This window comes from Clostridium transplantifaecale (assembly GCF_900626075.1).
Lineage (GTDB): Bacteria > Bacillota > Clostridia > Lachnospirales > Lachnospiraceae > Otoolea > Otoolea transplantifaecalis.
The window spans coordinates 314,372-327,083 of record NZ_UYZY01000006.1 but is presented as its reverse complement, the minus strand read 5'-3'; the positions used below and the strand labels follow the sequence as shown (position 1 = coordinate 327,083).

The following is a 12,712-nucleotide window of genomic DNA, read 5'->3' as shown; positions in this document are numbered from 1 at the left end:
AAAATTTCAGTAAATATCAGACAAGTATCAGGAGGAAAGAAACATGGAACTCAAGTACGAAATATATAAGGAATGCGGCAGTCTTTGCAAGCCCAATAATGGCTGGATCAAGGAGCTGAACCTGATAAGCTGGAACAACAGGGAGCCGGTCTACGATATCAGGGCATGGTCGGAAAACCACGAGAAGATGGGAAAGGGAGTCACCCTGATGGCCGGGGAACTCAAAGCGCTGAAAGAACTTCTGAACGGTATGGAACTGTAAAGCAGAGGCAGGAGATGAAACGGAATATTTAAGATTAGGATAATTTAGACAGGATAAGGTTGTATTGGGAGGTGGCTCATGAAAGATGCAATTCTTGAAAAGGGTGAAAGCTGGTACACCAACATGGCAGATGTTTTCCGGGCGCTGGACGGCGCACCGGCCATGTACAACTGGCTGATTACGGATATCCTGGTTTCTGGAAGAACCCGGTTACCATGCAGCATCCCCTGGCAGAGGTGGAAGTGACGGCCTGGGACAGCGCCTGCACAATGATAATCAGCAGGAATGAAAAAATAGTGGATGATTTTATGGCTGCGTTTCCGCTTAGCCGGACGTTAACAGAATATAACAGCCCGAAAGGAGAAAATGAGTATGTCAAATGGTGGTTATCAAATCATTGATGAAACGAACTGGAAGCTTGACTGGGGAAAGTATTTTGAGCGGGACGGGAGAGTCATTCTGCCGTTTTCCGTCCAGGCACACCACTCCTTTGTAGACGGTATCCATATTGGAAAATTGATCGATTTACTGCAGAAATACCTGAACAAAGGATAATGCTACAGAAAAGGGAGGAGATTTTATGAAAAACAGAAACACAATACGGAGCATACTTCTGCTCCTTAGTATTGGCTTTCTGCTCACGGCGTGCGGCAGTTCGAGTTCGAAAACAAGCGCGGTCGTAAATGCGCAGGATGCCATGCTGTATCACGAGGTTCCGCAGGAAACCGAGGCGGCCCAGGTGATGAAGGAGGAATACAGGTCGGATTCATCGGAAGAGGCGGACACGGTCACCTCTTCCGGCGGGATTCAGCCTGTGGACACGCAGAGAAAATTGATACGCACTGTGTCCATGAGCCTGGAATCTACACAGTTTGATTCACTGATGGAAAGCATCACTAAAAAAGTAACGGAACTGAACGGATACATAGAGAATTCTAATATTTCGGGCAGCAGCATCCGCTATGGCAACGATCGGAATCAGAGAAGCGCACAGATTACGGCGCGCATTCCGGCCGACAATCTCCCGGCCTTTATCACCGAGGTGGAGGAGAACGGAAACGTGACCGGGAAACAGGAATCCGTGGAAGATGTCACCCTGAGCTATGCCGACGTCGAGAGCAGGAAAAAGACACTGGAAGTGGAACAGGAACGCCTGTGGGAACTTCTTGAGAAAGCCGATACCACGGAGGCTATCATCACGCTGGAATCCAGACTTTCCGAGATACGTTACCAGTTGGAGTCCTATGAATCCCAGCTCCGCCTTATGGCAAACCAGGTTTCCTACAGTACCGTGAACCTGTATGTCGATGAGGTCAGTTTATTTACACCGACAAAGGAGGAGACGGTAGGCCAGCGAATCAGGAGAGGTTTCCTGGAAAACCTGGAGAGCGTAGGAAACGCCCTTACCGACCTTCTCGTATGGCTGATTTCCACCAGCCCGGCTATCGTACTTTGCCTGGCCGTGTTCTTTGTTATCTGGATGGCGGTAAAAAAATACGCACGCAGAAAAGAGAAAGACTCCGGGGAAGAAGGAATGGAAGAAAAGAAGAGATTTTTTAGACGGAAGAAATAGGGAGTTGATTGAGAAATGAGGACGCCGCCGTCAGGCCAGGGGCCGGGGTGGTGAGGGGGATCGATGAGTCTTTCGTCCCGGGCGTCAGGGTGTCGCGGGCGGGGAATCCGGGCAGAAAAAGTTCCTCCGGGAAACGCTTTCGCTCGTTGGAGTACATAATGGTCCTAACCTCGAAAAGACCTCGGTAAGTACCAATGAACTCCCAGGTTCCCTCCGGAATCTTTTTCTCCCTCCTAGTATAATAATGGTGTAGTCAAGAATGACTGCTAAATGAATCGTTACAGTTCGATTTTTTTATTATGTCTGAGGTTTCCATGATGCACCAGGCTTAGCATTGAGGTATAATCATTCTGAGCAGGATGATCGACGTTCCCTCCTTGGGAACCAGCGGTAGTTCGCCGGCAAAACCTCTTAGGAAGTCTGTCTGTCCATTCGGTGGTGATTTATGCTTTGGCTGGTTGGGAAGCCTCAGGCCATACCCGTATAAGCCGCTAGGTTGTGTATCCACCTTTTGGAAATGGAATCCTGCCAGAAAGGAGAAGACCATGCATGTTCAAAAAACACTTCCGATGCCTAAAGGCATTTCCTATCTCTCCGTCGGGTTTGATGTTGGCGCTGATTTTTCCTGGATGTCCATCATGCTCCCAAACGCCACTCTGAGCGGAAAACCTTCTAAGATCCTGCATACGGACTCGATTTCCAGGGAACTTGCTGTCGCAAAAATAAAGGAAGCACAAGAGCTGTATTCCCTTGAAAGCAAATGCTTCCTCGAGTCCACTGGGATCTACCACATCCCACTCCTGTACTTCCTTCGTGATAAGGGGTTTGACTGCTCGGTCATTAATCCTATCATCACTAAGAATAGCACAAATCTGAACATAAGGAAACTGCATAGTGACAAATTCGATTCAAAAAAGGCTGCAAAAATCGGTCTGGATCCTTCCCTGAAGACCTCGATTGTCCCGGATGATGACATCATTGACCTCCGGAACCTTGCCCGTGACTACTATTACTTCAAAGATCTGCAATCCGCAGTTGTCCTAAAGCTGCATGCAGAGCTTCGGGTATCGTTCCCGGCATATCTGCATGTATTCAGCAAGATTACCACGCTGACTTCACTTAAGCTGCTTGCTGAATACCCACTCGCCTCAGACATGCTTGCCGCCCCAAAAGAGAAGATCATAGAAATGATTAAGGGTATATCCCGTTTTGGGGATGCATATGCCCTTTCCAAATATGATGCTATCTGCGCGGCGGCCAGGGATGCAGCTGTCTTTGGACGGGCCCTTCCCAGCAACGCCCTCCGGATCAGGCTGTACATACAAACCTATCTGGAGTACCAGAAGCATCTGGATTCCCTACTGGAGGAGCTCCACAAAGCGATGGATAAGCTGAAGGGAAAGCCTGCCTATGACCGGTTCTGCCTTCTGCAGTCCCTGCACGGGGTCGGTTTCCTGAGTGCTGTGGTCCTGATTGCGGAAATGGGTGATTTTGACCTGTTTACTTCGCCAAAAAAGCTGTACGCCTACTTTGGCCTGGATCCTGCCGTGAAGCAGTCCGGCAAGTTTCATGGGGATAATGTCCATATGTCAAAACGGGGTTCAAGCCTCGCACGGCGCGTCCTGCATATGGTTGCCGTAAACAACCTGAAGATGGATAAAGGTACAAAATCACCGGTAAACCCGGTCATTTACGATTACTATATCCGTAAATGTGTGGGAAAGAAAAAGAATGTTGCGGTTGGGGCTGTCATGCATAAAATCTGTAATATTATTTTTGCGATGCTCCGGGATAACAAGCCGTTTGAGATCATCACACCACAGGAACATTGCAGCCGCTATACGGCAGAGCACCCTGCATCGATTGAGGGAGCTGCCTAATGAATCACGAAACAAGTTGATAGGTTCCCATGTAGATGGGCTTATTAAATTTACCCTTTTGTAGGAAGCGAAAAATATTTAATTTATTTAAGTTCCTACTTGACATTTCTTAGCTGGACTTCCCCGCAGGAAGGTTATGGCCGGGACGAAAGACTCAGCAAAGATGGCTGCCCGGCCCCCGGCCTGCGGCGTCTGATCTGTCCTCTTTCTTCAAGAGGGGAGGTGCTTGCCGCTGCCACTACGATTCTAGAGAATGCCTGGAAACTATATCCTGTTCACTATGAGACTGTGTAAGATTATAATCCTATAGTGTTTATTCTGATACTCTTTTTATGCAGCCCAAAATGCCGTTAAAAATGTAAAAGAATCACGATTATATAGTGGACGCGACAATACCATTCCCCCACTTGACGAAAGAGACAATCAGCCCCTGAAGCCGGCGGACGGGGCAACAACCTTCGCTGAGTCTTCAGTCCCGCCGACAACCTGCCCGGGGAAGGAAGGAGAAAACTTTCCGAAGGGAGACCTTGGAATCCGCCGGTGCTCGCTGAGGTTTCTCACGAAGCTAGCATCCGTTGCGCATTCCACAAGCGGGAGCGAGTCCCCGTAGGAATTTTTTCTCCTGGATTCCCCCTCACAACAACTTACAAACCGGGACTGAAGACTCATATACACCCACCAACTCCCCCGTCCGCCGTCTTACAGAGGCGTCCTCGCATCTCAACTAAATCCCCCTCACCGCTTCACTTCAAATTTATACCCAATACCCCATACCGTCGTCAAAGCCCATTTGTCATGATCCTTGATCTTCTCGCGCAGACGCTTAATATGTACGTCAACTGTTCTGGTATCTCCGATATATTCATATCCCCATATGTGATCCAGAAGCTGTTCCCTCGTGAAGACCTGATTGGGTGAAGAGGCCAGAAAGTATAAAAGCTCCAGTTCTTTCGGAGGCATCTCGATGGAATGCCCGTTGTAAATGACGGAATAATTGGTCAGGTTTACAATTAAATCCGGGTATTCGACGAAATCGCCGTGCTGATCCGTGGGCTGTGGGGCCGCCACAGGCGGAGCAGCCTGGTAACGCCGGAGTACGGCCTTTACCCTTGCAACCAGTTCTTTGGAGTCAAAGGGTTTAATCATGTAATCGTCCGCACCCAGTTCCAAACCGAGCACTTTGTCGAAAATCTCACCCTTGGCCGACAGCATGATGATAGGGACCTGTGAGGAGGCCCGAAGCTCCCGGCAGACCTGATACCCATCGATTCCGGGAAGCATCAGGTCCAAAAGCACCAGGTTAGGCCCGAAGACCGGGAAAAGCTTCAGAGCTTCCTCCCCGTCTCCGACAATTCTTGTCTCAAAACATTCTTTTGTCAGATAAAGAGAAATTAATTCTGCGATGTTGTAATCATCATCTACGATGAGGATCCGCTGTTTTTCTGCCATTTCTGTACCCCCTACTTAAATGTAACGATAGTAACACCGGTATCGCCTTCACCGAATTCACCAAGGCGGTAATCTTTAACATATTTTAAATTCTTCAGATGTCTGTGGACGCCTGCTTTCAGTGCGCCGGTGCCGCGTCCGTGTACGACCCGGACCTGTGGAAGATGGGCCAGATAGGCGTCATCCAGGTATTTGTCAAGCGCCGGCACCGCCTCGTCGACGGTCATCCCGATCAGATTGATCTCAGGAGAAACGGAATAGGATTTGGACATCTTGATTTTACTGCTGCCGCTGCCACCGCTTTTGCTTCCTGAGCTGCGGGGGCCGCCCTGTGGGATTCCCGGGCCGCTGATGGAATTTTCGTCAACCATCTCCAAATCCCTGATATTGACCATGGAGCGGAGGATTCCCATCTGGACATAGAGGTCTCCTTTGGCATTGGGAAGGGAGCTTACCGTACCCTTGAGGTTCATTGAGAGCACCCTGACAGTGTCTCCGAGCCTGAGTGTCTTTGGAGACACTGCCTTTTTCGGCGCCGCAGGTTTTAACGCCAGCTTTTTATCCACGTCGTTCAGTTTGCCTCTCAGCTTTGCGCGTTCTGCTTCCAGTTCCTTACTTACGCCGGATTCCCTGGACAGCTTATTGATATTGCGGATCGTCTGGTCAGCCGTATCCTTGGCATCCTGAAGAATTGCCTGAGCCTCCTCGCGGGCCTTTGCAAGCATTTTTTCCTTCTGCTCTGAAAAACGTTCCTCTTTCTGTTCCAGGCGTTTCTTTAAAATTGCCACCTGATCTTTATAGGAGGCGATTTCCGCGCGTTCTTTTTCGATCGTGACACGGTTGTCCTCCAAATCGGCCAGCAGGTCTTCGAAGGATTCATCCTCCTTTTCAATGTGCTTTTTCGCATCTTCTATAATGTAATCGGGAAGTCCCAGTTTTTTTGAGATCGCAAACGCGTTGCTCTTGCCGGGAATACCGATCAGCAGTCTGTAGGTTGGACGAAGCGTCTCAAGGCTGAACTCACAGCAGGCGTTTTCAACGCCGGGGGTGGTCAGGGCAAAGACTTTGAGCTCACTGTAATGGGTGGTTGCCATAGTCCGGCACGTCATATTGTGAAGGAAATTTAACACGGCAATGGCCAGTGCGGCTCCTTCTGTCGGATCGGTTCCGGCGCCCAGCTCGTCGAAGAGGCAGAGGGAATTGGAATCCGCCTGCTCCAGGATTGAGACGATATTAGTCATATGGGCGGAGAAGGTACTGAGACTCTGCTCAATACTCTGCTCGTCGCCGATGTCGGCAAAAACTTCGTCAAAGACGGCCAGTTCCGAACCGTCGAACGCTGGTATGTGGAGGCCTGCCTGCCCCATCAGGGTGAAGAGGCCCACGGTCTTTAAGGAAACGGTTTTACCGCCGGTATTGGGGCCGGTCACGATTAGCAGATCAAACTGATCACCCAAATAAATGTTGATTGGCACAACCTGTTTCGGATCCAGCAGCGGGTGGCGTCCGTCTTTGATATTGAGGTACCGCCTGTTATTGAATTTAGGCTCGGTACAGTTAAAATGTCTCGACAGTGCGGCTTTTGCAAAAATAAAGTCCAGCTTAGCCAGGATTTCAAGATTGACTGTGATTGGCTCGGTATAGGGAACCAGCTCACTTGAAAGGGCGGCCAGCACGAATTCAATCTCTCGTTTCTCCTGAATTTCCAGTTCGCGCAGTTCGTTGTTGAGCTTCACAATAGCCATCGGCTCAATGAAGATTGTAGAACCGGTGGAGGACTGGTCATGCACCATACCCGCAACCTGATTCTTATATTCTGATTTAACAGGAAGGCAGTAACGGCCGTCACGCATTGTGATTACAGCCTCCTGAAGGTAAGCTCTGCTGGAATTCAGGATAGAGTTTAACTGTGTGTGGACGCGGCCCGCGATAATCTTCATAGACTTACGGACTTTGGAAAGTCCCGGGCTGGCTTCGTCACTGACTTCATCCTCAGAAACGATACAGCGTTTAATCTCCGTATTGACCGGAGTTAACGGTTCCAGTGTCCGGAACATCTCATCCAGGGAATCATCCGTAAGCTCGGATTCCTCGTGGCGGCCGTAGGCCTTGGCCCTGGCGGTCACGGTCAGGAGGGAGCTTATGGCGAGCAGCTCGATCATATTTAAAGAGCTGCCGATTTCCAGACGTTTTAAAGAGCCGCGCACGTCCCTCACACCTCCGAAGGAAAGGCCGCCTTTCATGCGGACGCGGGAGACCGCATCCGTCGTCTCAGTCTGGTTCTGGCGAATCTCTTCCAGGCTGCATGACGGAATCAGTTCGCGGCAGAGGGCCTTACCCATCTCTGTGGATGCATACTCCTCCAGCTGGCTGATAATTTTATTGTATTCTAATGTTTTAAGTGCTTTTTGATTCATTTTAATTCACCTTGTATAGATAATTGAGTTATGGGTTCATAATTGCTGAGCTGAAATAATGACAGCCGGCACAGGTTGGCTGTCATTCGGTCTGGGGTATAATATCCGCTTACGCACACATTATATCATATCCAGTTTCCGTTATGCCACCCCTTAATTCCGTCCTTTTTCTTAAGATAAGGGGAAAATGTGTCGTTTAAGGTAAAAATATGCCGGTTTTTAAGAAAGAGAAGAAGAATATGATAAACAGCGGCCGCTTTAATAATCATTTCCGTGAATCGAAGAGTGAGTTGCTGAGCATGGAGCGCCTGATAACTGTAATTGCATAGCGCCTTATTTGCCTTGACTCTGCTGCAGCGGGAGTAGTAAAATACAAGGTATTATGGCAGGCTGCATATGAGCGGCAAGGGGTGGGGAGTATATGGATATCAAGCAACTGAAACGTTTCTTAGATTTGTGCGAGACAGGGAGCTTTACCAGAACGGCGGAAAATATGTTTCTTTCACAGCAGGCGCTCAGCACCTCCATGAATATTCTGGAGGAAGAGTTGGGGAGGATGCTGTTTAAACGCACTTCTAAGGGCGTCGTTTTGACAAAAGAGGGGAAGGTGCTGAAGGAACTGTGTACCCCTCTGGTTCAGAGTTTCGACGATATGACACTGGAACTCAACCGGCGTTTTAACAACGAGAGGGGGCATCTGGTGATTGGCCTGGCTCCGGGAGTTCTGCAGGCGAGTTCCCCGGACATGCTGCTGCGGTTCCGCTATGCTTATCCCAATTTTGATTTCAGGGCCATTGAAAGTCCCGATACGACCTGCGTCGACAACGTTCTGAACGGCGCTGTTGATCTGGCCTTCTGTCCGCGGCCCCACGATGAATCGGAGATAGAGTATCTCCCCCTGAGAGAAGAAAAGCTTTGCGCGGTAATCAACAGAAACAGCCCGCTGGCCTCTCTGGGCGCGCTGGGAGTGGAAGACCTGAAGGAGGAAAAGCTCGTTTCCCTCAACAAATATTATCAGATTTATTATCAGATCCTGGACTGGTACCGTCTGCACGGACTGGTACCCGACTTTGCGGTGGAATCCGGGGAAATCAGCATTCTGCTGAGTATGGTAAAGATGGATACATATGTATTTATATGTATGGACCACATTGCCGAGGACATGGATAAAAACAGCTGTGTCAGAGTTCCCATCGCCGATGACAATTTTGTATGGCAGTACGGAATTGTGTATAAGAAGGGGAAAAAACTGGATCACAGCGCCAAGGTGTTTATCGATTTTGTCAACAATAATTCACACCGGCATCTGTAGGCGGTAACCTGTCCGTGGTGCGTGCGGGTTGCTGTAAGCCGGCAATGAAACGTTCCGCGGGCTGTTTTACCGTTCCGCGGGTAAGGGAGAGGACAGACGGAAGATTCCGCCTGTCCTCTCTTTTTTCTTCTGTTTTGTATATATGAAAGGACATAAGTGATACAAATTTTATTTGTGGTTCCGACTCTTTATAACTGTTGGATTTCTAAGGCGCAGTGTTAGATAATTAAAGCACAGAATAAGTCAGCATTAGTAAATAGATTGGCGCCTGAAAATGCTGGTTTGAATGTCCGGAAAAGAGTCAGATTACTGACGAAAGCATGCTTGATATGAATGAAAGTGAATTGATAACACAAGTAAATCAGGGAGGTAAGGTTATGCAGGTAGTTAAAACTGACATACTTGTCATCGGCGGGGGAATCGCAGGCTGTTTTGCTGCAATCAGAGCGGCGAAAATGGGAAAAAGCGTAGCAATTCTTGACAAAGCCACACTCCGGCGGGGAGGCAGTGTGGGACCGGGCATGGATCATGTATCCATCGGCGTACATCCGGATTCTATCAGCTATGAAGAAGCCAGAAAATATGCTTCCACATCCAAAAAAGAACTGGTAGACCCAAACGTCACGCTGGCGGTTGACGTTCATGCTTATGAGCGCGTACAGGATATGGAGGAATTCGGCATTCCGGTCAGGGAAGATGACGGAAGCTATTTTATCTGGAGAATACCGGAGCGCCATTATTGCTGCGTTTCTTACAGAGGCGTGGATACAAAGGTAAAGCTGGGTCAAGCGGTTGAAAAGACAAATGCCCAGGTTTTTGAGAGAACGATGGGAGTGGAACTCCTGAAAAAAGACGGCCGGGTGGTCGGAGCAATCGGATTGAACACAAGGACCGGAGAACTGACGGCGTTCCTTGCAAAAGCGACGATACTTTCAACCGGGGAGACGACAAGGCAGTACATTGCCCCGGACGGACCCTATAATACATACTTTTCACCGACCAACACCGGTGACGCCGAGGCAATGGCTTACAGGGCGGGCGCCAAGATGGTCAACATGGAATTCCTTTACTGGGACTATGTGCTGGTGAGAGCCGGAGGCGGAATCGTGGGAGTGAAGCCCTTTGACAAGATGGCAAAGCTCGTAAACCGCAACGGCGACGTCATTCTTAATACGCCGGAAGAGAGCGTCATGCGCTGCTTCCTGATGCAGAAAGAATTGATTGAGGGCCGCGGTCCGCTGTACTGGGATTTGAGGGACCTTCCCGAAGACATCATAAAGATGCACGAGAGGGAGATGTCCAACGAGTATCCAATCACAAAACAGTGGTTTAAACAGAGAAAACTGGATCTGAGAAAAGATCTGATACCGATGAAACTGGATCCCTGCTGTATCATGGGAGGTCCGTTAGTAGATGAAACACTGAAAACCTCGGTTCCGGGCTTGTATGCAGCCGGCGCGACGACGGCGTTTGCGAGGGCAATTGTAGGAGCCAGCGTAACCGGTGATATTGCCGGTGAGCAGGCATCCATTTTTGCGGAAACGGCAGGAGAACCGGAAGTTACGGCCGAATATCTGAAAGAACTCGAAAACACGATCCTGGCTCCTCAGGGCAGGGAGGAAGGCATCGATCCGAAGGAGCTGGAACTGGCAGCAAGAGGGCTGATCACGGAATACGTGGGATACTTCAAAGATGAAAAAATGATGGAGTATGCACTGGAAAAACTCCTGGATCTCAAGAATAATTTTACGGATAAGATGACCGCGTCAAATCCTCATGAGCTGATGCGCTGCTGTGAAGTCAAAAGCATTATCGATTATGCGGAAATGCATATCAGGGCCTCCCTTTACCGCAAGGAAACGAGGTTCCGCCATCTGGCTAATTATGTGCACTACCGGGCCGACTATCCGGACACCGATCCGAAGTGGGAGAAGTGGGTGGTTGTGGAAAAAGGCGAGAACAATGAGATGGAGCTCAGCACAAGCGAAATTCCGGAATTAAAGGAGGCATAATTTATGAGCGTTAGAATTATTCACGACAATTGCAAAAAATGTAAGGCATGCTATAATCAATGTCCAAACGATGTGATTGGCTGGGATGATAAAAAGAATGCCCCTTTTATAGCATATCCCGACGAGTGCAGCCACTGCGGCGTGTGCGCGCTGGAATGTAAATTCGGGGCCATCAGCCATACCATACCGCTGGCCTGCTGTGATGATATTATGACATTTACGCCTGCCATCAATAAACCCGAGAAATTTGACTGGAAAAAGTGGGTTTAAAATCTGAAAGAGGGGAAACGTCTATGAAAAAAGATAAACCGAAACCACGTGAAAAACGTCAGCCAAGTCTGTTTGTTGCTCTTTTACCTATTGTTCTGATGCTGTTTATTATCGGCATTGGTTTCTCGGTCCTTAAGCTGCCCCTGACTATGGTGCTTTTGATGTCGGGCGCTGCCGCAGGCCTTGTGGCTCTCTATCTCGGCTGTACCTGGGAGGATATGCAGGAAGCAATTTCTGAAAAAGTAGGACGTTCCACCGGAGCCATCATGATTCTGATGGCGGTTGGAATGCTGATCGGCTCCTGGATGATTTCCGGCACCCTGCCGATGATGATTTATTACGGAATCCAGATTATCAACACCAAGTTTTTATATGTCACGGCCTTTTTAGCTACGGCGATTGTAGCCGTAATGTCGGGAACGTCTTACGGAGCGGCAGGCACCATGGGTGTCGTTGTCATGAGTATTGCCGCAACGCTTAACATGTCGCTGCCGATTACGGCGGGAGCCGCTGTTGCCGGAGCCTATTTCGGTGATAAGCTGAGTCCTCTGTCAGACACGACGGTTCTTGCATCCACCGTAACAAACACAAATATTTACGACCATATCAGACATATGCTGTGGACGACGCTTCCGGCCAGCCTTCTGGGCCTTGTCGTGTACCTGATTGCAGGCTTTAACAGCCCCGGCGGAGCCGTAGACTCCGAACTCGTCACCACGATGATGTCGCAGTTCAGCCAGATTTACAACTGGCACATCCTGCTGCTTCTTCCGTTAGCTATCGTCCTGATAGGCAGCGCCATGAAGTACCCGACTGCGCCCGTTATGTTTATATCCAGTATTGTGGCCTGCATTCTGGCCATGGGAATCCAGGGTTTTTCCTTTGTAGACGTCTTTAATTCCTGTGCAACCGGTTTTAAGGTTACTATGGTTGACAAAGCCGGCTTCGATTCCGCAGCGGTAATACCAGAGGTGCTGAAACTGGTCAACAGGGGCGGCATCAGCAGTATGATGGAGATGGTATTAATTACATACTGTGCCTATATTTTTGGAGGAATTATTTCCTGCGCGGGCTGCCTCGACGTACTGCTTCAGAAGCTCCAGACCAAAGTCAAAACGGATTCAGGCATTATCTGCAGTACCGTAGCGGCCAGCCTGCTCACAAGCTTAATCGGAGGAGTTTCCTACCTGACAATTATCGTATCGGCCGAATTATTCGGTGATGTGTACAAGGAGCGGGGACTTGCCTCCTGCAACCTGTCGCGTACGCTGGAAGATTCCGGTACCGTAATCACCGCGCTTGTTCCGTGGACGGGGGGCGCCGTATACATGGCGGCCACTCTGGGCGTTGCAACGCTTGACTATCTGCCGTGGGCTATCATGAACTATACAGGATTCCTGTTTGCCATTTTCTATGCAATTACGGGCATCAGCATCAAAAGAGTCGCCCCGGAAAAGCCCAATAAGGCGAAAGGAGCGACGGCGGAAGCCGAGGGATTATGCGCAGCCGGAGGAGCGGCAGAAAATTAATAGCCAAT

Annotated in this window: 12 protein-coding genes; 9 read left to right on the top strand and 3 right to left on the bottom strand. The window is 49.4% G+C overall.

Annotated features, from left to right (window positions below; genetic code table 11):
- The first annotated feature begins 43 nt into the window (after positions 1–43).
- From EJL91_RS21080 to EJL91_RS21065, 4 genes are all read left to right on the top strand, one after another.
- Positions 44–262, top strand: coding sequence for a YdbC family protein (locus EJL91_RS21080; protein WP_125143924.1), 219 nt, complete (start codon positions 44–46; stop codon positions 260–262).
- A gap of 78 nt (positions 263–340) precedes the next feature.
- On the top strand, positions 341–508 hold the full coding sequence (locus EJL91_RS25035; protein WP_243125502.1) for a hypothetical protein: 168 nt from the start codon (positions 341–343) through the stop codon (positions 506–508).
- A 126-nt stretch (positions 509–634) separates the two neighbouring features.
- A complete protein-coding gene (locus EJL91_RS21070) occupies positions 635–817 on the top strand; it encodes a CatA-like O-acetyltransferase (RefSeq protein ID WP_341467042.1) in 183 nt (60 codons plus the stop codon).
- 25 nt (positions 818–842) lie between these two features.
- Positions 843–1,835: a DUF4349 domain-containing protein gene (locus EJL91_RS21065; protein ID WP_125143923.1), complete on the top strand. Its 993-nt coding sequence runs from the start codon at positions 843–845 to the stop codon at positions 1,833–1,835.
- Here the strand turns inward: EJL91_RS21065 and EJL91_RS24700 are convergent.
- On the bottom strand, positions 1,819–1,992 hold the full coding sequence (locus EJL91_RS24700) for a hypothetical protein (protein ID WP_164516911.1): 174 nt from the start codon (positions 1,990–1,992) through the stop codon (positions 1,819–1,821). The two genes, EJL91_RS21065 and EJL91_RS24700, sit on opposite strands and share 17 nt — an antisense overlap.
- Before the next feature lie 388 nt (positions 1,993–2,380).
- Between EJL91_RS24700 and EJL91_RS21060 the strand changes: the two genes are divergently transcribed.
- A complete protein-coding gene (locus EJL91_RS21060; RefSeq protein ID WP_125141536.1) occupies positions 2,381–3,715 on the top strand; it encodes an IS110 family RNA-guided transposase in 1,335 nt (444 codons plus the stop codon).
- A 735-nt stretch (positions 3,716–4,450) separates the two neighbouring features.
- Here EJL91_RS21060 and EJL91_RS21055 read toward each other — a convergent pair.
- The gene (locus EJL91_RS21055; RefSeq protein ID WP_125143922.1) at positions 4,451–5,164 is read right to left on the bottom strand and encodes a response regulator transcription factor; all 714 of its coding nucleotides are present in this window, start codon (positions 5,162–5,164) and stop codon (positions 4,451–4,453) included.
- 11 nt (positions 5,165–5,175) lie between these two features.
- Positions 5,176–7,581: an endonuclease MutS2 gene (locus tag EJL91_RS21050; protein WP_125143921.1), complete on the bottom strand. Its 2,406-nt coding sequence runs from the start codon at positions 7,579–7,581 to the stop codon at positions 5,176–5,178.
- A gap of 421 nt (positions 7,582–8,002) precedes the next feature.
- On the opposite strand from EJL91_RS21050, the gene EJL91_RS21045 reads away from it, so the two are divergent.
- The 4 genes from EJL91_RS21045 (at position 8,003) to nhaC (ending at position 12,704) form a co-directional block, all read left to right on the top strand.
- Positions 8,003–8,893, top strand: coding sequence for a LysR family transcriptional regulator (locus EJL91_RS21045; protein WP_125143920.1), 891 nt, complete (start codon positions 8,003–8,005; stop codon positions 8,891–8,893).
- 377 nt (positions 8,894–9,270) lie between these two features.
- A complete protein-coding gene (locus tag EJL91_RS21040; protein WP_164516910.1) occupies positions 9,271–10,905 on the top strand; it encodes an FAD-dependent oxidoreductase in 1,635 nt (544 codons plus the stop codon).
- Positions 10,906–10,908: 3 nt separating this feature from the next.
- Entirely contained in the window at positions 10,909–11,175 is a 267-nt protein-coding gene (locus EJL91_RS21035; RefSeq protein ID WP_125143918.1) for a 4Fe-4S dicluster domain-containing protein, read from the top strand.
- Between the two features lie 23 nt (positions 11,176–11,198).
- Entirely contained in the window at positions 11,199–12,704 is a 1,506-nt protein-coding gene (gene nhaC, locus EJL91_RS21030) for a Na+/H+ antiporter NhaC (RefSeq protein WP_125143917.1), read from the top strand.
- Positions 12,705–12,712 lie beyond the last annotated feature (8 nt).

What these genes read in the sequence shown, in the direction of transcription:
- EJL91_RS21080 (WP_125143924.1), top strand. Translation starts at nt 44, where the DNA reads ATGGAACTCAAGTACGAAATATATAAGGAATGCGGCAGTCTTTGCAAG.
- EJL91_RS25035 (WP_243125502.1), top strand. Translation starts at nt 341, where the DNA reads ATGAAAGATGCAATTCTTGAAAAGGGTGAAAGCTGGTACACCAACATG.
- EJL91_RS21070 (WP_341467042.1), top strand. Translation starts at nt 635, where the DNA reads ATGTCAAATGGTGGTTATCAAATCATTGATGAAACGAACTGGAAGCTT.
- EJL91_RS21065 (WP_125143923.1), top strand. Translation starts at nt 843, where the DNA reads ATGAAAAACAGAAACACAATACGGAGCATACTTCTGCTCCTTAGTATT.
- EJL91_RS24700 (WP_164516911.1), bottom strand. Translation starts at nt 1,992, where the DNA reads ATGTACTCCAACGAGCGAAAGCGTTTCCCGGAGGAACTTTTTCTGCCC.
- EJL91_RS21060 (WP_125141536.1), top strand. Translation starts at nt 2,381, where the DNA reads ATGCATGTTCAAAAAACACTTCCGATGCCTAAAGGCATTTCCTATCTC.
- EJL91_RS21055 (WP_125143922.1), bottom strand. Translation starts at nt 5,164, where the DNA reads ATGGCAGAAAAACAGCGGATCCTCATCGTAGATGATGATTACAACATC.
- EJL91_RS21050 (WP_125143921.1), bottom strand. Translation starts at nt 7,581, where the DNA reads ATGAATCAAAAAGCACTTAAAACATTAGAATACAATAAAATTATCAGC.
- EJL91_RS21045 (WP_125143920.1), top strand. Translation starts at nt 8,003, where the DNA reads ATGGATATCAAGCAACTGAAACGTTTCTTAGATTTGTGCGAGACAGGG.
- EJL91_RS21040 (WP_164516910.1), top strand. Translation starts at nt 9,271, where the DNA reads ATGCAGGTAGTTAAAACTGACATACTTGTCATCGGCGGGGGAATCGCA.
- EJL91_RS21035 (WP_125143918.1), top strand. Translation starts at nt 10,909, where the DNA reads ATGAGCGTTAGAATTATTCACGACAATTGCAAAAAATGTAAGGCATGC.
- nhaC (WP_125143917.1), top strand. Translation starts at nt 11,199, where the DNA reads ATGAAAAAAGATAAACCGAAACCACGTGAAAAACGTCAGCCAAGTCTG.